This window comes from Streptomyces sp. NPDC022552 (assembly GCF_055561875.1).
Genome location: NZ_JBVHGJ010000006.1, coordinates 375,701 through 398,627, shown reverse-complemented (window position 1 = coordinate 398,627; position 22,927 = coordinate 375,701). Strand labels below are relative to the sequence as shown.

22 protein-coding genes and 2 pseudogenes are annotated in these 22,927 nt (G+C 68.7%); 13 read left to right on the top strand and 11 right to left on the bottom strand.

From position 1 onward, the window contains the following. Positions 1-1,069 precede the first annotated feature (1,069 nt). On the top strand, positions 1,070-3,610 hold the full coding sequence (locus tag ACZ3OF_RS19665; protein ID WP_467305836.1) for a helicase associated domain-containing protein: 2,541 nt from the start codon (positions 1,070-1,072) through the stop codon (positions 3,608-3,610). Between the two features lie 507 nt (positions 3,611-4,117). Beyond that, on the top strand, positions 4,118-5,632 hold the full coding sequence (locus tag ACZ3OF_RS19660; protein WP_467305834.1) for a hypothetical protein: 1,515 nt from the start codon (positions 4,118-4,120) through the stop codon (positions 5,630-5,632). A 197-nt stretch (positions 5,633-5,829) separates the two neighbouring features. Here the strand turns inward: ACZ3OF_RS19660 and ACZ3OF_RS19655 are convergent, their stop codons facing one another. Together ACZ3OF_RS19655 and ACZ3OF_RS19650 are read right to left on the bottom strand one after the other, a co-directional pair. After that, on the bottom strand, positions 5,830-6,153 hold the full coding sequence (locus ACZ3OF_RS19655) for an HGxxPAAW family protein (protein WP_467305832.1): 324 nt from the start codon (positions 6,151-6,153) through the stop codon (positions 5,830-5,832). Positions 6,154-6,197: 44 nt separating this feature from the next. Next, positions 6,198-7,358: a serine hydrolase domain-containing protein gene (locus ACZ3OF_RS19650; RefSeq protein ID WP_467305830.1), complete on the bottom strand. Its 1,161-nt coding sequence runs from the start codon at positions 7,356-7,358 to the stop codon at positions 6,198-6,200. A gap of 169 nt (positions 7,359-7,527) precedes the next feature. On the opposite strand from ACZ3OF_RS19650, the gene ACZ3OF_RS19645 reads away from it, so the two are divergent. From ACZ3OF_RS19645 to ACZ3OF_RS19625, 5 genes and pseudogenes are all read left to right on the top strand, one after another. Beyond that, on the top strand, positions 7,528-8,808 hold the full coding sequence (locus tag ACZ3OF_RS19645) for a sensor histidine kinase (protein ID WP_467305829.1): 1,281 nt from the start codon (positions 7,528-7,530) through the stop codon (positions 8,806-8,808). Then, a complete protein-coding gene (locus ACZ3OF_RS19640; RefSeq protein ID WP_467305827.1) occupies positions 8,805-9,479 on the top strand; it encodes a response regulator transcription factor in 675 nt (224 codons plus the stop codon). Before ACZ3OF_RS19645 ends, ACZ3OF_RS19640 begins: the two co-directional genes overlap by 4 nt. Positions 9,480-9,946: 467 nt before the next feature. Then, complete coding sequence (locus ACZ3OF_RS19635; RefSeq protein ID WP_467305825.1) at positions 9,947-10,393, top strand: hypothetical protein; 447 nt, start codon at positions 9,947-9,949, stop codon at positions 10,391-10,393. Between the two features lie 420 nt (positions 10,394-10,813). Further along, on the top strand, positions 10,814-10,954 hold the full coding sequence (locus ACZ3OF_RS19630) for a hypothetical protein (RefSeq protein ID WP_467305823.1): 141 nt from the start codon (positions 10,814-10,816) through the stop codon (positions 10,952-10,954). 655 nt (positions 10,955-11,609) lie between these two features. Next, a pseudogene (locus ACZ3OF_RS19625) lies at positions 11,610-11,900 on the top strand (IS30 family transposase); the annotation flags it as partial. Positions 11,901-11,985: 85 nt separating this feature from the next. Here the strand turns inward: ACZ3OF_RS19625 and ACZ3OF_RS19620 are convergent. Genes ACZ3OF_RS19620 through ACZ3OF_RS19610 form a run of 3 tightly spaced genes read right to left on the bottom strand, consistent with a single transcriptional unit; the run spans position 11,986 to position 13,345 of the window. Continuing rightward, a complete protein-coding gene (locus tag ACZ3OF_RS19620; RefSeq protein WP_467305822.1) occupies positions 11,986-12,477 on the bottom strand; it encodes a hypothetical protein in 492 nt (163 codons plus the stop codon). Between the two features lie 38 nt (positions 12,478-12,515). Next, complete coding sequence (locus tag ACZ3OF_RS19615) at positions 12,516-12,824, bottom strand: hypothetical protein (RefSeq protein WP_467305820.1); 309 nt, start codon at positions 12,822-12,824, stop codon at positions 12,516-12,518. 35 nt (positions 12,825-12,859) lie between these two features. Continuing rightward, positions 12,860-13,345 (bottom strand): WapI family immunity protein, encoded by a 486-nt coding sequence (locus ACZ3OF_RS19610; protein WP_467305818.1) that lies wholly within the window; start codon positions 13,343-13,345, stop codon positions 12,860-12,862. 816 nt (positions 13,346-14,161) lie between these two features. On the opposite strand from ACZ3OF_RS19610, the gene ACZ3OF_RS19605 reads away from it, so the two are divergent. The 3 genes from ACZ3OF_RS19605 to ACZ3OF_RS19595 all read left to right on the top strand — a co-directional run bounded on the left by ACZ3OF_RS19605 (position 14,162) and on the right by ACZ3OF_RS19595 (position 17,478). Further along, complete coding sequence (locus tag ACZ3OF_RS19605) at positions 14,162-14,515, top strand: hypothetical protein (RefSeq protein WP_467305816.1); 354 nt, start codon at positions 14,162-14,164, stop codon at positions 14,513-14,515. 84 nt (positions 14,516-14,599) lie between these two features. Beyond that, the gene (locus ACZ3OF_RS19600) at positions 14,600-15,304 is read left to right on the top strand and encodes an ABC transporter ATP-binding protein (RefSeq protein ID WP_361680106.1); all 705 of its coding nucleotides are present in this window, start codon (positions 14,600-14,602) and stop codon (positions 15,302-15,304) included. Continuing rightward, entirely contained in the window at positions 15,301-17,478 is a 2,178-nt protein-coding gene (locus ACZ3OF_RS19595; RefSeq protein ID WP_467305814.1) for a hypothetical protein, read from the top strand. The genes ACZ3OF_RS19600 and ACZ3OF_RS19595 overlap by 4 nt, the downstream gene beginning before the upstream one ends. Before the next feature lie 277 nt (positions 17,479-17,755). On the opposite strand, the gene ACZ3OF_RS19590 is transcribed toward ACZ3OF_RS19595, so the two are convergent. Then, positions 17,756-18,487, bottom strand: a complete 732-nt coding sequence (locus ACZ3OF_RS19590; RefSeq protein ID WP_467305861.1) for an NADPH-dependent F420 reductase — start codon at positions 18,485-18,487, stop codon at positions 17,756-17,758. A gap of 35 nt (positions 18,488-18,522) precedes the next feature. Here ACZ3OF_RS19590 and ACZ3OF_RS19585 point away from each other — a divergent pair, with 35 nt between their 5' ends. Next, a complete protein-coding gene (locus tag ACZ3OF_RS19585; protein WP_361680115.1) occupies positions 18,523-18,948 on the top strand; it encodes a winged helix-turn-helix transcriptional regulator in 426 nt (141 codons plus the stop codon). Positions 18,949-19,118: 170 nt separating this feature from the next. Here ACZ3OF_RS19585 and ACZ3OF_RS19580 read toward each other — a convergent pair whose 3' ends face one another. The 3 genes from ACZ3OF_RS19580 to ACZ3OF_RS19570 all read right to left on the bottom strand — a co-directional run bounded on the left by ACZ3OF_RS19580 (position 19,119) and on the right by ACZ3OF_RS19570 (position 21,199). Beyond that, positions 19,119-19,964, bottom strand: a complete 846-nt coding sequence (locus ACZ3OF_RS19580) for a peptidoglycan-binding protein (RefSeq protein WP_467305813.1) — start codon at positions 19,962-19,964, stop codon at positions 19,119-19,121. A 144-nt stretch (positions 19,965-20,108) separates the two neighbouring features. Next, complete coding sequence (locus ACZ3OF_RS19575) at positions 20,109-20,540, bottom strand: VOC family protein (protein ID WP_467305812.1); 432 nt, start codon at positions 20,538-20,540, stop codon at positions 20,109-20,111. Between the two features lie 515 nt (positions 20,541-21,055). Beyond that, entirely contained in the window at positions 21,056-21,199 is a 144-nt protein-coding gene (locus tag ACZ3OF_RS19570; RefSeq protein WP_467305811.1) for a hypothetical protein, read from the bottom strand. Between the two features lie 137 nt (positions 21,200-21,336). On the opposite strand from ACZ3OF_RS19570, the pseudogene ACZ3OF_RS19565 reads away from it, so the two are divergent. After that, positions 21,337-21,627 (top strand): annotated as a pseudogene (locus ACZ3OF_RS19565) (transposase); the annotation flags it as partial. Here the strand turns inward: ACZ3OF_RS19565 and ACZ3OF_RS19560 are convergent. Beyond that, positions 21,513-22,043, bottom strand: coding sequence for an HNH endonuclease (locus ACZ3OF_RS19560; RefSeq protein WP_467305859.1), 531 nt, complete (start codon positions 22,041-22,043; stop codon positions 21,513-21,515). The pseudogene ACZ3OF_RS19565 and the gene ACZ3OF_RS19560 sit on opposite strands and share 115 nt — an antisense overlap. A 160-nt stretch (positions 22,044-22,203) precedes the next feature. Here ACZ3OF_RS19560 and ACZ3OF_RS19555 point away from each other — a divergent pair, with 160 nt between their 5' ends. After that, on the top strand, positions 22,204-22,479 hold the full coding sequence (locus ACZ3OF_RS19555; protein ID WP_467305809.1) for a hypothetical protein: 276 nt from the start codon (positions 22,204-22,206) through the stop codon (positions 22,477-22,479). A gap of 119 nt (positions 22,480-22,598) precedes the next feature. On the opposite strand, the gene ACZ3OF_RS19550 is transcribed toward ACZ3OF_RS19555, so the two are convergent. Beyond that, positions 22,599-22,847, bottom strand: coding sequence for a hypothetical protein (locus ACZ3OF_RS19550; RefSeq protein ID WP_467305807.1), 249 nt, complete (start codon positions 22,845-22,847; stop codon positions 22,599-22,601). Between the last annotated feature and the right edge of the window lie 80 nt (positions 22,848-22,927).

Here is a 22,927-nt window from a genome sequence, read left to right as displayed (position 1 = left end):
CCCGCGGAGCGGGTACCACATCGCTGCGCGATGTGCAAGCGAACTGGGGCGCTCCGCGCCCCAGTTGCGCTCACCGCTCCGCGGTGAGCGCTGGCGGCTCGCTTCGCTCCCCGCGCCCGGCTTTGCCGGGCAGGGTCCTTCCGCTTCGCTCCAGGACCCAACGGCAGGGAGGACGCCCCGCGTTGCGGGGCGTGCCCGGCCTTCGGCCGGGCGGTGACTTCCGCTGCGCTTCAGCCACCCAGTGCGCTCTGCGCACCAGGTGGGCCGCGCGGAGCGCGGCCCACCTACGGGCCTTACGGCCCGAGCGGCAGCAAGGGGCGGCGGGTGTGGGGTTACTCGGGTTGTGTGACTGTCAGGGCCCATCGGATGCCTTCGTCGGAGGCGTCGATCCCCACGGTGAAGGACCCTGCTGTCACAACGCCGGCGTCCATGGTCACCGAGGCCACGCCCGCACTGCCGGCAGGGCAGTGCAGGGTGAAGTCCGCTATCTGCGACTGCTGCTGCATCGTCACCCGCACACTGCCGTCCCCTTCGCAGGCCACTGTGAGTACGGTCGGCAGTCCCTCCCATGCTCCCCCAGAGGCGACACCTCCGTCTCCGGTCATCTCCTCGACCCACACCAGGCCCTCCGGTCCGGGGTGAGGGAGCAGACCTCCAGCTGCAGCGGCAGAGGGCCCGGCCCCTATTCCTGTCAGCCCACAGGCCATCAGCATCGCCGTCGTCACGGTCTTCCTCACGCGCATCACATCTGCTCCTCAGTCAGCTGATCACGGGAACGGCAGTATTGCGTGACGGGCAGCTGTGCACACGAGTACGCGTACTCATGACAACCGCAGTACGGACGGGCGGGCAGCCCGCCGAAGGAGGGTGTGGACAGCGGGCGTGCCATTTCAGGGGTTCGCGAATCGAGTCGGCGCAGCACGGTGCATCGTGGCGGCCTAGGGGCGCGGTGCTTCATTTTGTTTCTGGGATATATTCTGGAATCAGTCCGCCCTATGGCTCATCTATGTGCGGGTTCGTTTCCAGTCGTTCGGATCGACCGGACGGACCCGGGAGAAGGCAGACGGGTATGTCGATCAGACACCGTGCTGACCCGCGCGAGGCCGCTCAGCGGGAGGCCGTCGATGCGGTTCTGCGTGCCCTCGAGTTGCCTGCAAGAGTGCTGGTGCCTGAGCAAGGGCTCCGGACACAGGTGATCATGGCGACCGGGTCCGGGAAGACCCGGGTGGCCGTCCGCAGCGCGGAGGAACTCCACGCGGGCCGTGTGCTGGTACTCGTGCCGAGTCTGGACCTCCTGGCTCAGACCGAGGCCGCGTGGCGCGAGGGAGGCCGCCGGGGGCCGGTGATCGGGGTCTCCTCCCTGCGGGGTGAAGAGGCCGCCTTCCCCAACACCACCGACGTCGACGAGCTGGTGGAGTGGACCCGGGGACTGGACAAGGTCACGGTGTACGCCACATACGCATCCGTCGGCATGGGCACTCTGGAACGCGCGCATGGCGCCGGCCTTGCGGCATGGGATCTGATCGTCGTGGACGAGGCGCACCGGACGTCGGGGCGGGTCGGGAAGCCGTGGGCTGTCGTGCACGACAACACCCGGATTCCGTCGTTGCGCCGGCTGTACATGACGGCCACGCCCCGGCTGTGGCAACTCGGGGACGAGGACGGGGCCGGGACGCCCGGCGAGCTGGTCGCGAGCATGGACGATGACCCCGACGGCCCCTTCGGCAGCCGCTGCTTCACCCTGACGCTCTCGCAGGCCATCGACCGGGGAATTTGTGCCCCCTACCAGGTCGTGTGCGTGGACGTCAGCGACACCGCGCTCCAGGTCGCACAGCTCCTAGGCGTAGAAGGCCGTACGGTCGAGGTCCGCGGGGCGCGGCTCGGCGCTCTGCAGACGGCGCTGGTGAAGGCGTCTGCGGAGGAGGGCTTTGGCCGCACGCTGGTGTTCCACCACGTGGTGAAGGAGGCCGAGGCGTTCGCGGCCGGCCTTCCCGACGTCGCCGCGCAGCTGCATACGGCCGATCCGGAGCTGTACCCCAAGACGGTCTGGGCCAACTGGCTGTGCGGGGAACACAAGCCGCTCCACCGCCGCCGGGTCCTCGGCGAGTTCGCCGCCGGCATCGCCACCGACGGCACCGTGGTCGAGAAGGCGTACCTGGGGTCCGTGAAGGTCCTCGGTGAAGGGGTCGACACCAAGAACTGCGACTCCGTGTACTGGGCCGACGTCCGCGGGTCGATGCCGGATCTCGTCCAGGCGGTCGGGCGGGCGCTGCGGATGCAGCCAGGCGAAGGGAAGATGGCCAGCCTGGTCGTGCCCGTGCTGCTCGGGCCCGGCGAGACGGCCGGCAACATGCTCACCTCCCGGGCATACGGCGGACTGGCAAAACTGCTCGAGGCGCTGCGGGCGCACGACGCCAGGGTCGTGGAGGCCCTCGCGGAGCAGCAGGCCCCCAGCCACTCCCCCAAAGGCCGCGAACTCGGCGACAGAGAGGAGGAGCAGCCCGGCCAGTGGGAAGGCGTCAGCACTCCCGCCAAGGCCCTGCTGAAGTTCTCCACGCCCCGCGACCCGGCCGTCCTCGCAGCGTTCATCAACCTGCGGGTCCTCAACCCCGAGCACGAGCACTGGCGGCGCGGCGTGGAAGCGGCCGTGATCTACGCCCGCGAGCACGGCGACCTGCGCGTCCCGTTCACCTACCGCGTTCCCGAAGGCGAAGAAGCCGAAGGGGTCGGGTGGCCGGCCACGCTCGCCGGGTTCCCCCTGGGGCAGTGGACCGCCGACAACCGCCGCTTCTACGCCCGCGGCGACATGGACGAGGAACGTGTCGCGCGGCTGGAGAAGCTCGGCATGGTCTGGTCGCACCACGACGTCGCCTGGGAAGAAGGTCTGGCCGCCGCCCGCGGGTGGGCCGCCGAACACGGCCACCTCCTGGCCCCGCTCAATGCCGCCCACCAGGGGTACAAGGTGGGGATCTGGCTGAAGAACGCGCGGGCCGCCGCCCGCCGCGCCCAGGACCTCGCACAGCGCCAGGCCGAAGGGCTGCCGGTGGAGTCATGGTCCGGGGCGCTGTCGCCGGAACGACGCGAGCAGCTGGAGAACATCGACCCGTCCTGGTGCCCGGCCTGGCCGGTGGAATGGCAGCGCGCCTTCCACCTCACACGCCTCCATCTGGAGGAGGTCGGCGGCGAGCTGCCCACCGAGCCCGGCACCGTCGTGCACCGCGGCGAGGACCTAGGGCGGTGGGTGAAGGCGGTGAGGCTGGGCTGGGACAAGCTCACCACCGTGCAGCAATGGATGTGCGAGCAGGTCCTCGGCATCACACCCGCCGACGAAGACGAAAAGCCGAAGCCGCGCACCAGCCAAGCGCAGAAGTGGGCCATGCACTACGCAGCCGCCCAGCAGTACTACCAGCGCGAAGGACACCTCCGGGTACCCCGCAAGCACATCGAAGCCATCACCATCAGCGGGGACGGTGGTGAGGGCGGGGGCCAGGAGCAGCGGGAGGTTCGGCTGAAGCTCGGGGCATGGATCAACAACCAACGCACCCGAGCCACGACACTGACACCGGAACGGATCGAACAACTCTCCAGCATCGGCATGCGGTGGACGTAGCAATTCGCCCGAAGCGCGCCGTGTAGCACGACCCCCAGGGGCGAGGACTGCGGAGCCAGAGATCGCGGCGAACGGATCCGGCAAGAGCCTCGTCGCCACGCGCAGCGGGGCTGAGCCGCGCGGAGCGTGTGCAACGTCCTCATGCCCTCGCCGGACCTACTCGGCCCAGACCGGGGGTGCAGCGATCGAGGCCTCGCTGCGGAAGAGGAACGTGCCGTTCGCCAGACATGAACGAGTGCATCGAGTGGGTGCGGCCGCTCGACACGGTGACCGTGTTCGCTACGTACGCCTCTTGCGGGCTCGGCACGGGCCGCCGGCCCTCAGGACAGCGCGTCGGCCCGTCCTGGTGCGGACGAGCCGAGCGACTCGAGAGGACTGAGGAACGCCCGGGCCGGACCTGGCAGACTGTGCGCCGCCTGAGGGGAGATCGTTGTGCCGAGAGAGCTGACCGTTCGCCGCATACTCGGGGACCAACCGTTCGCCGAGATCGGTCGGCCGGAGTGGGTGGTGAGCGCCACGCGTCACGGCTGCGTCATCACGGCCGGCGACCTCGGCCACGTCCCGTGGCACGGCACGGGTCGCTGGCTCGGCCACCGGATCGGCGTGTACGAAGCCGGCACCCTCCGGCCGCGCCACGTTGTCGCCTCGCGTTACTCCGTATGTGCCATCGAGCCTCACCCGGAGCTGCCGATCGTCGCCGTGGGCACCGGCCGCTACGACGGTTCGTGGGACTTCGAGGGACAGCTGCTTGTGCTGAACCTCGAGACCGGGCGTGTGACGGACCTGCTGAGCAAGAGCCGCCAAGTGCGGCACCTGCGCTGGCTGGAGGACGGCAGGCTCGCGATGCTGCTCTCCCCCGAGGACAAGGATGGCGGTTTCCGCACAGGATTCGAGCTGGCCGTCGCGGCGGACGACTGGCTGTCCGCTCCGGCCGGCCTGGTCGACCCCGACCACGTTCGCCATCCGATGGTCCAAAGCGGACTCCTCTACGACCCCCATGTGGAGGACGCCCTCGCCCGACTGACGAAGGGCCGCTGGCGCAGGCGGGCGGAAGTACGGGACCTCACGGTGCTGGCCGACGGCAGGGTGCTGGCTACCGGCCGGCACACGGACCTCGAATGCTGGGATGCGTCCGGCGCGCTGAGCTGGGCTCTACCGGCCGGCGGGGAGGGAAGCGTCCAGGTCGAGGCAGCCCCTGACGGCACATCGGCGTGGGTGACGTACCGGGGCTTCCGCCGCGACGACCGGACGGGGCGGCTGGTCGACCGGGCGACCACAGTTCGGCGGATATCGACGGCGGACGGCGGTGTGGTGGACTGCGTGGACACGCCATCGGCAGCCGCATGGAGCGCCACGGGCGAGGGCTGGCTGGCCCTGCGCCCACTGGGGCGCGACGCAGAGGCCGCGCTGCTGCTCGACCCCGCACACCACCAGGCGGCACAAGTCGGACTTGCGCCCCGTCGCTCCAACTCCCCGGCGCTGCGCGTCAGACACAGCACCCGTCTGCTGTACGTGGACGGTCCCGGCCCGGACGGCGACGCTCCGTGGATCCACGCGATCGAGCCGCCAGGCGCCCACGGTCCCGCCACCGTACGCGCCCTGTTCCCCCTGCACTGGGACCCGGCGTCCGCACTCCAGCCCTGGTACGGCCCCGCCGTCGAGCTGGGAGACACCCTCGTCCAAGCAGGCCGGTCCTACGAGCCGGGCCCCACCCACGCACAAGCCCGCACGGGCACCTACGTCGTGAACCGTCGGCTTCCCGACGGAGCGGCACGCTGGGTGTACGAGACCGACCAGCCGCTCGCCGGTCTCGACGGTGACGAGCGCACGGTGTACGTCGTCTACCTCACCGGCGAGGCAGAAACCCTCGACACGGCGACGGGCGAGGTACGGGACCGGTACACCCTGCGCGCGCACGGCCACCGGGTCACGCCGGTGTCCGTCGCGTTCCGGGCGGACCAACAGCGACTGGTCATAGGAACGGTCGACGGAAGGATCCTGGACTGCACGGTCCCGGGGTGACCGGGCCGTGACCCCCCAAACCCGCCCGCCGCACCACTGAGGTGCCCGGCAAGACCGACGACGAAGTGCTCGTGCGCGAGGTGACAGCCCAGCAGCGCCACGTCAATTCAGGAGCCCGGGTGCCCTCGACGACGCCGTGGGTCCTGACCCCTGTGGAGCGGCTGGGGTGGCCATGCCCCCGAGGTGACTCGACGGGGTCAGGGGGCTGCGGCGGCCGGCGCGGGGTGAGTCGCCGTACCGGGAGAGGCAGCGGCCACGGCGGCAGAAATGCGCCGTCCGGCCATACGGCATCCCAAACAGTCGGGGTGCCCCCGACGCGCCGCCAGGTCCCTCACCCGCCAGGACCACTCGCCCGCCGCACGGGGCCCCGTCGGCTTTCCCCACCCCGACAGGTGCAGCAACCACGTCACAAGACCAGCGAAAACGCCGATACCCGCACCCAACACGGCGAGCGGCAGGGAGACCACGACCACGGCGAGCGCCAGGACACCCAAACCGACGAAAGCGATCACCGTTCCCATCCACCCGGCCACCGGCGCGAGCCGATCCCTGGCGCGAGGCGGCGTCAGCGGCGGCAGAGGGCCGTATCCACGACGGTCTCGACGCGCCTCGTGCCCGAGATGTCGGCCGGGATGCTCGTCACCGCGATGTTCGCGGCGTAGCCGTCGTCGGTCGCTCCGCCGCGGGTCTCGTATCCCACGATGTCGCCGCCGTGGCCCCAGTAGACGCCGCCGCACGACAGCTTCCTGCTCATGAGGCCCAGGCCGTAGCGGGCACCGGTGTCGCCGACCGGGACAGTGGTGCGCATCTGGGCGAGCTGGGCGGCCGGGAGGAGGCCGCCGTCGAGGAGCGCGGTGAAGAAGCGGTTGAGGTCAGAGTTGGTGGAGATCATCTGGCCCGCCGCCCAGCCTGCCGAGGGGTCGATCTCGGTGTACTCGCGCAGCGGCTCGCCCGCCGGCATCACGCGGTAGCCCTTCGGGTGGGGTTCCCTGATGGTCCTGTCGCCGGGGGCGGGGAAGTAGGTGTGGCGCAGCCCGAGGTGCTGGACGACGCGCCGGTCGATTTCCTCGGCGAGGGGGCGGCCGGTGACCTTCTGGACGATGAGGCCGGCCAGGACGTAGTTCGTGTTGCTGTAGCTCCACTTCGTCCCGGGCCGGAACTCGGCCTTGTACTTGAGGGCGATGTCGACGAGGTCGCGAGGCTCGAAGTACCGGTACGCAATCTCGTCGTCGCTGATGTGCGCCCCGTACTCGGGAAGCCCGCTGGTGTGCTGCAGGAGCTGACGGACGGTGATGCGGCGGCCGTCGTTGCCCTTCCCGCGTACGAGGCCCGGGAGGTAGGTGTCGACGGAGGCGTCGAGGGCGATCTTCCCCTCGCCAGCCAGTTGCAGAACGACGACCGCGACGAACGTCTTGGTGTTGCTGCCCATCCGCACCTGGCCGTCCCTCGGCACCTTCGCACCGGTGGCCAGGTCACCAACGCCCGCGGTGTACGTACGGGTGCGGCCGTCAGGGCCCTGGACGGTCGCCAGCGCGGCGGGTTGGCCGTCGCGTACCAGTCCATTCAGGCCCTGCTGGACAGTGTCCGGCCGGGCGGCGGCAGATGCCGTGGGCGGAGCCAAGGCGCCCGTGGTCATGACGGCGACGGCCACCGCGGCCGCGGCCGCCATCACTCCGCGGCGCCGCGTCGTGGAGGTACGGGGCCCGTGCCAGGTCTGCTCACGCATGAGTCAACTCCAGGGAAATCGTGGGGTGCTGTCGGCTGAGCCGCCCGTCAACCGGGCAGGGCACGATCATGGATTCCCGGGCTCCGGCGCGCATCGCGGGAAAGCGGGAGAACGTACTCCCCCGATCGGGGGAGGCCGCGCGTGTGCCGCCCGTACATACTGGCCGATCATGATCAAGGTTCTTCGGCCGCTGCTGCGCCGCTCCACGTACTCGGGTGCGCTGTTCGCCTACGGCGCCGTCCTGGCGAGCCTTCCCCTGCTGTCCTTCGCGCTGCTGCCGGCGCTGGCGTGGCGCTCCGCTCCCGAGGGCGTGCAGATCGTCGTGGTCCTGCTCAGCTGGGCGGCACTGATCGGCCTGGTCGGTCTCGCGCGCACCACGCGGCGGGTGCTGGTCGTGTCCGCCCGCCGGCTGCTGAGGGTGTCGTTGCCCGAGCCTGTCGCCGTACGTACGCCCCCGAGCCGGCCCGGCGACGGGCCGGCTGCCGCCGTGCCGTCCCGCGGCGACCGCTGGCGGACTCCTCTCTGGCTGCTGCTGCACGTGGCGCTCGGATGGACGGGAGCACTGGCGAGCGGCGTACTGCTCTTCGCGGGCCTGACCCTTCCGGGGGGTTGGCTCGACGCCGAGGTGGGGCTGAGCCTGTTCGGCCGGACGGTACGGGTGAAGGACGGCTGGCAGAGCTGGGCGGTCGCGCTCGGCTGCCTGCTGCTCGCGGCGAGCGTGTGCGTGGTGGTGACGAAGGCCCTGCGCTGGTCGGCGCCCCGGCTGCTCGGGCCGTCCTCGGCCGAGCGGCTCGTGCTGGCGGCCGAGCGGGAACTGCGGCTGGCCGAACGGAACCGGCTGGCCCACGAACTGCACGACTCGATCGGGCACACGCTCACGACGACCACGATCCAGGCGGCGGTGGCGGGCGAGGTACTCTCCACCGACCCGGTGGCAGCGCGGGCCGCCCTGCGCAGCATCGAGGAGTCGTCCCGGGCCGCGCTGGAGGACCTGGACTACGTGCTCGGCGCCCTGCGCGAACGAGAGGCCGAGACGGCGCCGGCCCGCACCCTGGCCGATCTGCCCGAGCTGCTCGACCGGTTGCGGCACGCGGGCGCGGTGGTGGAGCTGGGGCTGTCGGGGGACCCGGCGCAGGTGCGGGGGACGCTCTCCCGCGCGGCCTACCGGATCCTGCAGGAGGGGCTGACGAACGCGATGCGGCACGGAGCGGGCGGTCCGATCGAGGTCCGCGTGGCGGCCATGACGGACCGGCTGGAGCTCGGTGTGGTCAACCGGACCGGGGACGGGCCGCGTACGAGCACGGGGCCGGGCGCCTTCCCCACGTCCGGGCACGGCCTGCCCGGCCTCGCCGAGCGCGTGCGACTGCTGCACGGCGAGATCGACGCGGGCCCGGACGGGCCGCGGCACTGGCGGTTGGCCGTCCGGCTCCCCGTACGGTTGTCGCCATGACCGGCACCGGCAGCACACCCGTCACCCTCCTGATCGCGGACGACGACGAGGTGACCCGCAGCGGTCTGCGCACCTTGCTCGCGGCACAGCCGGGGCTCGCGGTGGTCGGCGAGGCCGCCGACGGCGTCGAGGCGGTCGAACAGGCACGGCGGCTGCGTCCGGACGTGGTCCTGATGGACGTCCGGATGCCGCGCCGCAACGGGATCGAGGCCACCCGGCACCTCCTCGCCGGGTCGGCCGAACCGCCGAAGGTCGTGGTGATCACCACCTTCGAGAACGACGACTACGTCACCGCCGCGCTCAGCGCAGGCGCCAGCGGGTTCGTGCTGAAGCGGCTTCCGGTCCGGCAGATCGCTGAGGCGGTGCGGGTGGTGGCGGCGGGTGAGGCGATCCTCTTTCCGACAACCCTGCGCCGGATGATCGCACCCCGGCCGCTGCACTCCACCAAGGCGCTGCCGAGGGCGGCGCTGACGGGGCGGGAGGAGGAGGTGCTGCGGCTGATGGCCACCGGCCTGTCCAACCCGGAGATCGCGGAGTCGCTCACGGTGAGCCTGGAGACGGTGAAAACGCACGTCGGGAACGTGCTGACCAAGCTCGGCGCACAGAACCGGACCCACGCGGTGGTGATCGCGTACGAATCCGGCCTGGTGGTCCCGGGGTTCACCGGCTGAGCCCGGGAACGTCGTCGGAACCCGCACCCGAGCCGCCCCTCCGATTCCCCACCCCGGGGGACGGAGGGGCGGCTCTCGTGCACTCCAGGGCCGGGCCGTTTCGTGTGTCTCCCATGAGCGACCCACCTCCGGTCCACGCCCCGGCACGCTTCAGAAGTGCTCCAGTGGGCTCTAGCGCACGGCGACCTGCGCGTGCCGTTCACGTACCGCATCCCGGAAGGAGAGGAGGCCGAGGGCGTGGGGTGGCCGAGCTCGCTCGCCAACTTCCCGCTGGGGCAGCGGACCGCCGACGCACGCCGCTTCTACGCCCGCGGTGACATGGACGAGGAACGTGCCGCATGGCCTGGTCCCACTTCGACGTCGCGTGGGCAGACTTGAACGCGTTCAAACTCTGTGGCAGGGTACGACGTGCGCGCGCGAGCCCTCCGGTCGCACACGCGGTCCGCGGAATCCGCTAGGAGTGGAGTGTGTTGCGTTACCGTCGTACTGCGCTGATCTTGCTCGCCACGGCCCTCACTCTGACGGCCTGCGGCAGGCTCTACGACCTACCGCCGCCTGACGGCGAACCGGTCATGCTGAAGCCGGCCGAACTCGTGACCACGTGGACCGACATCCACGACGGCACCCTCACGCTCAAGCAGGACGGGACATTCATCGCCGACAGAATCTGCATCGCCGTCGACTGGGAGGAAGGCCTGACCCAGTCCGGAACTGGCACGTGGAAGCAAAGCTCCAACGAGAAGCAAACCTTCGTCAGTGTGTCCTTCGACGCTCCTCACCCCGAAACGGGGGAGGAACGGCCCGACTCCTACTCCGCCTTGAGGCGACAGAACAACGTCCTGATGCTCTGGACCGCCGTCGGCGATCCGGACCACGACTATCCACACTGCATGCTGACCAGCTCGGCTAGCTGACCCGGCTGCGCGCGGCACGCACGAGGCCCGGATCCACAGGCCGACGATCCGCTCCCGCCGCGGGCCCCGGCGGCGCAAGCCGGGCAAGCTCCACGGCGACAGCCTTCCGACGGAAAGCTCTACCTCTACCCGGGCTGCCTCAACAAGACCAACGAGTGCCCAGACGGCTTCAAGCTCGCTGCCCCAATCCCCTAAGGCAACAACGGCTGGAACCAACGTCCGTACCTCACCTCCCCCGGCAACATCCAAGGAACGGTCGACGGCACCTCGATCACGACCACGGATCCCGATGCGGTCACGATCGAGAATCCCGAGGGGAAGATCACTTACAACTTCAAGCAGTTCACGCCCACAGCCGGCGAAGGGCACGGCGACTTCTGGGCCACGACCCCGGCCGACCCCTACACTCCCGTCCAGTTCATGAATGAGGCAGGCAACTGGACCAGCGAGGTGTGCCCCACCGGATGCCTCCTCACCTACCCCGGCACGCTCACAGGCCACGGGCTGCCACGCATTGCAGGCAGGGGAGCCTGGGGCACCGTCATCACCGGCATCTTCTAGCAAGTCGCCACCAGCAGGGCGGGCCGTGCCTCCCCGAGGCCGGCCCGCCCTCCCATCCAGTGGCACGCCATCTCTCGTCGCCTGCCCCACTGCGTGTCAGAACCACCAGTCCCCACCACATCCTGACTTGCGAAGGTCCGCACAAGCCGGGGCACGCGCGCCCTCGCGCTGACCTGCCGGGCGAGATCCGGACACCGAAGAAGCCATCCACAGCACGCAGGCGTTCCGCAAAGGGAAGGGGTGCCGCGCTCACCCGGTACCTCGCCCGTAGGGAGAGAGCCCCCGGTGAGGCAGAGCTACCACAGCTGCTCGTCATCGGCCGGGAACACGACCTGACTCTGGGAGCTGGAATGGCGAACCGGGAACCGCGCCGCGACAAGTACCCGCCCGGTGCAACGTGCGACGGCTTCCCGGGCGGGTCTGCTCCCATCGTCCGCCAGCGGGGCCCCAAGCGCGCGCTGGGGCTCTGGGCACGGCGAGGAGACCCAACACGTGCACTCCTTGCGTTCGTCGCAAGGAGAGCACCAGATGTCCGGGAGATCGTCCGCCGCCCCAGAGTTTCGGAGACGGGGAACGTCGACCAGCCCCACTGGGACTTGCAGTCGAGGTCGGCGAGGACAACCAGGTCCTCCTCACTGCCGCCGGCCCGGAGACCGTGCAGCGGCTTCCCGCCCATCTCAGGCGGTCGCTGACCTGGGACCAGGGCTCCGAGATGGCCGCCCACCGCTCGTTCACCGCCGCCACCGATGTCCCGGTCTGCTCGTGCGACCCGGCCAGCCCCTGGCAGCGCGGCTCGAACGAGAACACTAACGGGCTGCTGCGGCAGTACCTCCCCAAAGGCACCGACCTCGCGGTCCACACCCGCGACCACCTCGACGCCGTCGCAGCCCAGCTCCACGGCCGCCCACGCAAAACGCTCGGCTGGGAAACCCCAGCCGAGCGCCTGCATAACTGCTCACGGCCTGATCAAACCGACCACGTGTTGCCACGACCCCTAGCAACCGCCCGAGGACGCCGGGGCCCTGTTCCGGTCACTGACCGACGCTCATCGCCCAGCGCACGGAACTTGGAGCCTGGACGTTGACGGACGCGGAGTCGCGGTCGTGCTTGAGCTCGATCTGGTTATAGGTGGTGCTGACCTCACCTTCCACGCACTTGAGCGGGAAGGAGAGCCCGGCGGGTGTGAAGGAGACGTTGATCGTCCCTTTACCCTGACACGCCACCATGATGCCGAGCGGGCCCTTATGGACGCCTCCCTTGAGGGGGATCTCCCTACTTCCCTCGACCTTCGCCACGGCCGAGATCGCGGTCGTGTCCGGGAGTTTCGGCGCCACCTCGACCGATCCCGCCGGACTGTCGGTGGGAGACTCCGGAATCCCGCTGGGCGACGACGTGTTTGACGGATGCGTGGGTGAGGAGATTGATTTTTCCTCGGGAGTACATCCGACTGAAACGAACGTCGCAGAAATCGCAGCGCCCATCATCAGGCGTTTCAGAGCCCGCGTCCGCATCGCCTCGCTCATCACCTTTCCCACAGGTTCCACCCCACGTACCAGGGCGTTTAGCTGGTCACGTTGCTCTTCGCCGACGTCTTGCAGTTGCTGTAGAGGGTGTAGCTCGTGCCCGTGTTGTGCATGCGCCACACCCCGTACGCTCCGTAGGTCGTCTTCCGGAGCGGTGTGTCGATCTGCGGCCTTGACCGGGCGCTGGCAGCCTGCCGCACGACGGAGAGAATGCGCTGGTAGTCCGGCGGAAGCATGGTCTCCTCCGCATTGGCCGCACAGTGCGGGATGACCATCGCCGCCCTGCCGCCCACCTGCCCAGGGACCGGCGCGAACACTGCCCGTTCCTCGGCGATCTGCTCGGTCATCCGTTCCAGGACCTTCTCAGTGTCGGGCGGCTGGATCAGCGGGGCGGGAGGAAAGCCAGAGAATGGTCCCATTGATCAGCCGCGCGAAGCAGCGCTGCGGCGTCCAACCTGACCTCCACAACGTACTGGTAGATGTCAGTCCTGTCCTCACCCTGTTGCCACGGAGGCGCCGACTCCAGGGACAGATGAACACGGATCACCGCGGTCCCACCTGCGATTCGATTGCCGAGGCTGAAAGCCACGACCGGCTCGATGAACGACAGGTCCGGCGACAGCTCGCCTTCGGCATTGGGTTCGGTGACGTCCACCGTCCCTGCGGCCACCGCGCGCAGCCACGCGGACACCTGGCGAGCCTCATCGGTGAGCAGACACGGATCGGCGAAGGACCAGTTCCCTTCAGGAGTCATCACCGTGCCGTCAATGACCAGCCAGTTGTCGTCGTACGAGTCGCCCCGAACGGTGGCGAACTGATAGCGCACTGGGCGGAGGTCGACACTGCTGGAGCGATCGTTCAGGAGCACGGGGCCAGGATGGCATGCACCGGCCAGCAGGACGAACTGTGTTTCCCAGCCCAGGTGCACGGACCGGAGCGCTGCTCCGGACTCCGTTTCAGAGGCAATCCCGACCTCTGGCAGACGATCTTCTCGATGGGCTCCCGCCCACGATCAGGATGAGTACCCCGGAACACGGTCACACCAGCCCTGCTGACCAGGGATTTTCAGGTTGGCGGGGGCTCATTGGAGAGCACTCCGGGTCGCAGAGGGCGTTGTCACCCAGTGGGCAGAGTGGACGAGTTCAATCAGGTCGGGTGTCCTCAGTGGCCTCCGCGGCGCCGTGCCGTCGCGAGTGGGCATGGGGGTGCGGCGAGGGCGACAGAGAGGCCGGTGACGGCGGTGAACAGTCGCCGTCTCCCGGGATGCGAAGGCGTCATCGATGAGCATGAGGACTTGACGGAGTGAGTACACGATCAAGCCATTCCCGTTGCGGTGGATCAGGGGAGGGGGTGTCCAAGACCAGACCGGGGACCTCGCCTCCGGATGAGAGGCAACCGAGCGTGCTGGCACCGTAGTCCAGCGCTGCAGATCATTCCGGTTGCCGACTCCCTCTGACGGCTCTTGATCGGATCCGCCTGTTTCATTGGTGCGGACCTTTTCAAGCCAAGGAGGGAATAATTCGTGGTGTTCCTGGCGAGCGCTGCTGAGGATGGCGGTGCGCGAGGGACTCACGGGATGCACCTGGCCAGGGGAGGCCGGGCGCGGCGTCGGCAGGCGTCGTACGTGACTCTCGCGTCCTACCGAGCCCCAGCGGGGCTCTCATCCAAGGGGGAGGACTACCGAATGCATCGCATAGCGAAGCTGGCTGCCGTCGTCGTTACCGCGGCGGCCTTCAGTGCGCCCGCCACAGCCCAGGCCGGGTCGTCTTTCATCTACAACAGCTACAGCTACGACACGCAATACGTCTTCGTGTCGTGGGGAAAGGTCGTCGTGTGTGACGGCGACAGGGATGGCAACTCCGTCAAGGCGCACTACACACGTGACGACGGCGTGTCGCGCAGCATCCATGAGGGACGCGGTATCTACAACTGCACCCACAGCGAGGCCAGCACCACGAACCGCGTGACCAAGCACCGCTCGCAGCAGATCCGTGACTGGGCCACCGACCCGTACGGTCCCTGGGTGTACCGGGTCTGATCAACCAGGTAAGTCACCGCGCCGAGCCGATGCCTCTCATCAGAGGGCGTCGGCTCCGCGCCGCCCGGCGTAGATAGAGGATATGTGAGTACCGAGTTGCACAGCCGGAAGACGGCCGCGGTGGAAGTCCAGAACCTGCGTTACAGCATCGGCGATCGTCGCCTTCTCGATGGCCTGACCCTCAACGTGCCTGCCGGGTCGTCCGTTGCGGTCACGGGCCCCAGCGGCTCGGGGAAGACGACGCTCCTGTGCTGCCTGAGTGGCTTGATCAGCCCCTCCTCAGGCGTGGTGCGCATTGGTGGTGTCGATATCACGCAGGCATCCGCAGGTGAGCGTGCCGCCTTGCGACTGCGCACTGTGGGGACCGTTTATCAGTTCGGTGAACTGATACCAGAGCTGTCCCCGCTGGAGAACGCCGCCCTGCCCGTCCTCCTCGCCGGCGGCAGCGCAAAGGGCGCGTACGCCGACGCACAGCAGCTGCTGGACGAGCTCGGTGTACAGGGTGCGTCGTCCAAGACGACGGGATCGCTATCGGGCGGGGAGCGCCAGCGTGTCGCCGTCGCGCGGGCGCTGATCGGCAAGCCCTCGGTGATGCTGGCGGACGAACCCACTGGATCACTGGACCAGCGAACCGGGGACCTGGTGGCCGACCTGCTGTTCGGTCTCCCTGCCCGCTTCGGGTGCGCTTTGATCGTTGTCACGCACAACCGGCAGATCGCGGACCGCGCCGACCGAGCCCTTGAGCTGGCGGAAGGCCGGCTGATCGCCAACTCGGGGGAGGCCAGGTGAACAGGCATCTGACGATGCTCCGTCTGGGACACCGCGTGGGGCGGGCGAGTGGTGCGTCCGGACTGGTGCACCGCTTCGGGCTCTTCGCCGCATCCTTCCTTGTCCTGATGGTGACCTGGAGTCTCCTGGCGGTGGATGCCAGCCTGGAGGCCAGACAGGAGAGACAGGATGCCCGCTCTCCGGTCCTGACCGACCAGCGGCAGGAAGCCGTGGCCCGATGGCTTGAACGTCCGGACTACGCGGCTGGCGAAGCGGTGTCCGTGATCTTCACCGAGCCTCTGAGCGCCTCCGCTGCCCCTCCCCCCGGCCTTGACCGATGGCCTGAGAAGGGCGAGGTGTTCCTCTCCCCGCAGGCTGCCAGGCATGCCGACGGGGTGCTCGTCTCTCGCTACGGCACCATGGCGGGAACCATCGGGCGGCAGGGCCTGACCGAGCCCGATGAGCTGCTCGTCTACACCCGCTCCCCCATCGAGGGGATCTTCGATGAGACGACCCTTAACACCTTCATCTCAGGCTTCGGGCGTCCGGGATCTCAGTTCCTCGACTATTTCACGGTCAGTCACCAGTTCGAGAGATCCCCGGTGGACTTGTGGGTGCTGCTGTTGCTGTTCACGGTGCTGCCGGCGACAGCCGCTCTCGTAGTCGTCGTGCGCGGTGGCTCGGAGCTGCGGGACCGCCGTATCTCCATGCTCGAAGCCCTCGGTGCTTCTCGCCTGTCGCGCCTCCTCGTAGTGATCGGTGAGGCCGCTGTCCCTATGGCAGCGGGTTCACTGCTGGCCGCGGCCACGGCCTGGGCGACGACTCTTTGGGACATCCGCCTTCCCTTCACCGGGCATACCGTCGCCGCTGGCGATCTGGCCCGTGTACGCCCCTGGCTCCCTGTCCTGATCGTGGCCACGGCCGCACTCATCGCGGGCGTCAGCGCCCTGCGGTACGCCAGGCCGCCCAAGCGGACCTCCACTCGCCCCCAACAGACCAAGACGGCGTCGGGCCGAACGACCTGGCTCCTGTGCGGGTCGGGATCCGCACTGTGCCTGTACGGAACATGGCGCGCGGACGGTCCCGGCAGGGTCGTCTTCTTCTTGGGCGTCGTACTCGTGCTTGGCGTCCTGCCCAGCCTCGGGGGGCGTCTGTCCGGCGCGCTGGGTTCGGCCATCGCATCCTTCTCCGTTCGCCGGGGTGGCCCCGCGGGTCTGATCGCCGGACGGTGGCTCGCAGCCCGCCCGGCCGTCCTCGCCGTGCTCAGCGCATCCATGATCGTGGGACTGGGACTGACAACACTGGGGCAGGTCGTCACCAGCCAGCTCGAAGGACCGGAAATCGTCGCCAAGCAACTGGCTGGCGCAACGGACCGCAACGCGATCCTGATCAACGCATCCGGCGACCCCTCCCGATTCGACCGGCTCCGCAAAGACCTCCCCGGACAGCCCTCGGTCCTCTTGTACTCCGAGAACGACAGGGTCGTGTTCTCCGGCAACTGCACGTCCCTGGCCTTCTTCGGCCCGATGACCACCTGCCCCAAGAAGAGCACTGCGCTAACCGGTGTCATCAAGAACATCGGACCTGGACCGCAGAGAGCGCTGGCCGTCCTCGGGCTCACCCCGGACAGGGTGAATGTCACTTCCAGCCACCCGGGCATCACGGATCCCGAAAAGGTCTCGCTCGTCGTCTTCAACACGACGGGCGACGCGGGAGCCGACCGCGTCTGGAAGGCCGCCTATCGCACCCTGGGCCTACCCATGCTCGACGTGCCCGTGGAGTCCGGAATGCTGGGGGCACAGGCACGAGCCGGATACGTCAAATGGGTCCTGGACGCGGCACTCATCGGCCTTGCGGCCCTCGTCCTTGCCGGGGTGGTCGGTGCAGCATCCGTCTTCGACGACCAGGCACGTGGTCTCGGCCCGATCGCCTCATTCCGCAACGACCGACGCTTCTACGTGCAGGTCGCCTTCTGGAACCTTTCCGTCCCTCTCGCAGTCGTCGGCGTCGGAGCCGGTGCCGCCACCTACGTGCTCGGACAGATGCTCCTATCCATCGGCGACGGCGGCGAACTCTCCGCCGGCCTCGTCGCCACCGGCTCCCTTCTCATCGCCCTCGGCGGCCTCGTCGTCGCCGTCGTCTGCGGTGAGATCGCCGTGCGCCGCGCTCGTACGTGGCGCCCCACCGGCGATTGACGCACCTCGACGACATGGACTCGGGCGCTGATCACTGCCTGACTACGAGCTGTCTCCTTGGTTATGTAGATGGGGTTGGCTCTGTAGCCGGGTATCGAGAACGTTTGTCGTCCGACCGCAGGAACAGTCGCCTCATCCGGAGAGTGATGTCGTCGAATATTGAGAACACCTCGGTGCTTGCTTCGGCACCGTGGTTGTGTCCACGTGCGCGATGCAACGGACTTGGCAGGACCCGTTCGATCCCCAGCCCCACGCGGGATCGGCCGGGCAGGTCTGGCTAGTCGTCGACGCCCCCCGGGGCGAGGGCGGGGGCCGGGAACGCGAAGCGTGCCTCAGCGCCCGACCACCAGACCCCGATGGCGAAGACGGCAGTGGCCTCCAGGAGGGCAGCGCGATCGAGCCCGCCGCAGGGCAGAGGCGTGCAGTCCATGGAGGTGATGACCTCCGTCACCCGCGTGGCGGCGCCCGGCTGGTCGGTGCAGAACGGGACCGCCAGAGGGGACCCTTCGAAGGCCGGCCGGTCCAGGGTCCAGATGCTCTCGTGGCAGATCCCGAACGCTTTCACCACATGGGCGCCGGGGGCGGCGTCCGCGATGAGCCGGGCGACGGAGGTGGCGCCGCCCGTGGTCAGGGCTGGACCGTCCTCGGCCGGCGCCATGGGAACAGTGCAGTCGATCACCGTCCGCCCGGCCAGCAGGGGGGCCAGTTCCTTGGCCAACTGCGGCGCGGCGCCCGCTGGCAAGGCGAGAAGTACCACGTCCCCGTGGGCCGCGGCCTCGGCGAGGTTGCCGTGCCCGGAGGCGCCGGTGAGCAGGGCGGTGCGGGAGGCCGCTTCGGTGTCCCGACCGCCCACCCGAACGTCATGGCCGGCGCGTACCCAGGCCGCGCCGAGAGCGGTGGCCATCGCCCCTGTACCGAGAATGCCGATGCGCATGTGCTTGCTCCTGTCGTCCGTGTCGCGAGATGTGCGAGGTGTGACGGACCAGACGCTAGGCGCGCCGATGCACACCACACGGTGTGCATCGGGCCGGGCAGGATGAACGCATGAGCGGCACGGCGGCAGAGGCAGACGGACAAGGCCTGGGCGAGGACCTGGGCGGTGGCGAGTACGCCGCGGACTGCCAGGCAAGGGTGGCCTTCGAAGTCCTGTCGAACCGTTGGGACAGCGTGATTGTGTACATCCTCGGCGAGAGCGGGCCCATGAGGCCCCGTGCGCTGATCACCCGCATCGGCGGGATCAGCCCCAAGGTCCTCAACGAAGCCCTGCGCCGCCTCGAGTACAACGGCCTGGTCGCACGCACGGCGTACGCCGAGGCCCCGCCGCGCGTCGACTACTCACTCACCGAGGCGGGCCTCGCACTGCTGGTCCCGATCCATGCGATGGGCGCGTGGGCGGGACGCTACACCGAAGCCGTCCTGGCGGCCCAGGCCCGCTTCGCACCCCGGGAAGACCGCCAGGACAGCAGCTAGCCAGGACGTTCCACTACCCTGGCCGGCGCGCTGCCTCTGCTGGCTGCCGTCGCGCGACACCCGCGGGCTCCGTTCCTGTTTCTCGCCAACATTTCCCGCAGCAGCCTCCCACGGTCGTTCCCAGAATCCGGCAACAACCGTTCCTGCATGTGGCCTACGTAGCCATGGGGTCAGGCGAAGAGCCGGCGCCACGTCTCGGGTCTGGGCAGTCCGTCCGCGTCCGCACCGCTCCAGCTCTGGGCGCGCTGGAAGGCCGAGACATTCAACCGGTCCGCCTCGCCCCAGTCGCGGCTGGGGCCGACCCGGTAGTGCGTGCCGTAGCCCCGGCGGACGAGCTGCTGCCCCAGCAGGAGGATCGAGGCGTTCGACTTGCCGGGGCCGAAGGCGGCGTGGCCGGGGTAGCGGGGCGGGCCCGGCTTGGGGGCCGGAGCCCCGCCCGCGGGCCACTTCGGCATCGGTCCCGGGTCCGTGTGTGTTCTCCGGCGTCTGGCTGTGCCCGTAGTGCCCGCCCCGGGTCTCCCACACCTTCTCGCTCCGGTTTGCGGACCAGGAGGAGAGCCCATCGGCCAGCCGTCGGGAACGCCCCAGCTCCGAGCCCAAGCCAGGATCTTGTCCAGCCCCTTCGCCGGGGTGCCACGGACGGTCGCATAGGTCCTGCTGTTGACGCGGCAGTACGGGAAGAACAGGGTCTCGACCTGGAGGCAGACCCGTCCAGTGCGGTTGGTGCGGGTGCCGCCGGCGCGGTCAACGACGGACTTCGAGCGGCTGGTAGCGCGGTAGAACTGGGCGATCCTGCCGGTGAAGGGGTCCCAGAGGATGTGCGGGGCCGAGCTGCGTCCGGCACCGGTGAAGTAGGCCACGAGCCGGTCGAAAGGAACGAGATCGGCCGGCTTGGTGGCGCTGGCGTTCTTGTCCCAGGTGATGTGCCAGATCACACGGGGTGCGTACTGGGTGTCGGTGGGCGCCGTGTCGCCGAGCGGGTGTCGCTCGGCTCCGGGCAGCCAGAGGTCGGGCATGAGACGCGTCCTGCTTCTCCCCGCGCTGGGTGAGTTGTGGGTGACGGAGACCGGCCTTGGGGAACATCGGGGCAGCCGATATCGGCTGCCCCGATGTTCCCCAAGGCCGGAGATGGCTCCCCACGTCGCAATCTCGGAGGAGAATCAGGCGAGGCAGAACTCGTTGCCCTCAATGTCCTGCATCGTGATGCACGACTCGTTGACGCCATCGGCGCGCTGCGTCAGCACGTGTTTCGCGCCGAGTGCCATCAGTCGTGCGCATTCGGCCTCAAGTGTGGCAAGGCGCTCCTCACCCACAAGCCCGGTGCCGGCCCGCACATCGAGATGCACCCGGTTCTTGACGACCTTGCTCTCGGGAACTCGCTGGAAGAGCAAGCGCGGGGCCACACCCGAGGGATCGGTGCACGCGAAGTAGATCTCATCCTCGGGCGGCAGCGAGAGGTGGTACTCCTCCCACGTGGCGAAGCCCTCCGGGACCGTCGGCACGACGTACCCCAGCACCTCGCACCAGAAAGAGGCGAGGCGCGCAGGCTCCGCGCAGTCGAAGGTCACTTGGAACTGTTTGATCGTTGACATCGGCGCACGATAACAGGGCCACTGCTCATCTCCCCAGGTCGGGAGGTCCACACGTTGTCGGGAGGAGGCGTCTGCTACCCGCTGTTGTGTCGTGCGGTCGCAGGGGTGAACCGAAGTCAGTGCCTCCCCAAGGGGAACCTGGGATGCGATACCGGCCAGCCACTCTCGTGCTGCCAAAGATCAGTTACGGGACAACCCTTAGCGAATCAGGTGACCTGGCAGCACGAGAAGCCGCGTATCAAGTTGCGTCTCAAGCCGTTTGCTCCTCTATGGGCTGGACCCCCCGCCAAGCCGGGATCGCGTTGCGCTACTGCCTGAATACGGGCTCCGCTGAGGACAGACGCAGAAGGGCTAAGCAAGGATTGCATGAACGTACGGATGCCCTGATTGAGGCCGCCCGCGCCATGCTCAAGTCCGAGGACGACGTCGCCCCGACGGTGCCAGCGCAGCGACGGCGGTGGTTGCGGCGTTCGCGCTCGGAGGTCGTGCCCCCTGTCGAGTAGTCCACTCGTCGCTCACGAGGGCCATTCCTTCCATCCGCCGTTGTCCCAGTCGTACTGGCGGAGGGTGGTCCACTCGTACACGGTGGGGGTGGCGTTCTCCGGGCCGGCGTAGATCCTGACGAACGCGACCGACCCGCCGTCCGCGTTCTTCTCCACCTGCTCGGAGGCGCGTTCGAACGGGCCGCAACCTGCGCACGAGGGAGTGATCACCGGCGCGGCGCCGAGGCGGCGTCCACCTAGTACTGCAACGGTTCTTGTAGTGACGGTTTGACTGCTTGTTCGTTGATCTGTTCATGGGTGGGGAACTTGCTGAGGCCCGATGGTGGGCGGGTGAACTGAAGGCTCTGCATGAGCGGTTCGTGCATCGTTTCGCCAGGTCGGAGCCGCGTGAATCCGCGTTGGCGTATATGCGTGGGCTGATAGCTCCGCTGCGGCGGAAGAACGGCTGGACGCTGGCGGATGAAGCCGGTCATGCCGGCCCGGACCGGATCCAGCGGATGCTGAACCGGATCGAGTGGGACGCCGAGGAGGTCCTGGACGACGTGCGCGAGTACGTCGTCGAGCACCTGGGCGACCCGAGTGCGTGTAGGGGAGCCCCGTCCAAGAGGTGGTATGAGGCATGGCCGGCAAGGCTCGGTGCGACACGCACAGTCAGGTCAGGACTGACGGCCAGCAGGCCGCTGTCGAAGAGGCGGTGGATGTCCGAGCGCAGGAGCAGCCCCTCCTCGATGAGAAGCCGCTCCGTGGTCGCGAACGGCCGAAGGTGAGCGGCTTCGAGGACTTCTGCCGGCGCTGCCCCGGTGACGGCGCAGACCAGCCCGTACTGGCGGACCAGGGCTCGACGGAATGCATCTTGACCGCGTCGAGCTGCGGCTGTCGTCCGCCTGCGGCCTCCTGGCAACTCGAAGGGCCGGTGCCCGTCTCCGAGGGCTGCCCTGCTCTGTAGAGGGAGGCGGATTCCTCGTGAGGCCACCGCGGCAAGCGTCTTCGCCTTGTGCATGGCCTTGATGCCAGGTCCCGCCGTAGTGGGCCCTGTAGTTGGTCACCTGGATCGTCTCGAGCCTTGGGTGATCGAAGACCGTGGTGCACGGGCTGCACCGGTAGCGGGGTTGCTGGGACGTACGCTCTTTGAACCCGGTACTGCCGCACTGTGGACACCGATGGCGGGGCTTCTCCTGCTTCGGGATCACCTCCAGTTCCTCTACGTACCCGATGCCAAGAGCTTCGCGGCCGGTACGGACGACGACCAGATCGCCCACTGCAACGCGTCGATGGTTTCCGACAGTCGAGTCGTAGCCGTAGGACTCCCCCACGACGTCCTCGTAGCCGGCGTTTCCCTGGAACTGTCGTTCCTCTCCCACGACCAAGAACGACCAGGCGTTGCCCCGCGCGATCTCTGTCGCGACCTCCACCGCGTCCATGGCGGGATCATATGAACAAGCACTGACACTGAGCGCGGCAACCGTCGATGTCGGCGGTGCGGCGCTCCTCCCCCAGGCGCGGCAAGAACTTTGGCGCCGGCCCGCTCAGTACGGTCCGCCTGAGTGAGGGGCGGTCAGTCAAGGAAGGGGGTGAGGGCTGCAGTGACGGCGGCGGGGAAGGTGATGGCGGCGCGGTGATGGCCGTGGGCCAGGTCGCGCCGTCCATTCGGCGCGGCCAGCGTCCCGGCCGCGCCTGCGAAGAGCATGGCGACGAGAAGGACGACGGCCACGGTGAGAAGAGCAACGGCGACGATCACTGCGAACTCCCAGGAAGCGGTGGAGGTGCTGACAGAGACAAAGCTCGCGGAGTCGCTGTGCACCATGGTTCATAGCGACAAAGATGGACACTGGCGCACACACCCCCGGGGGGACTGCATGCACGACGATCCGGGCCGCCGCTCTG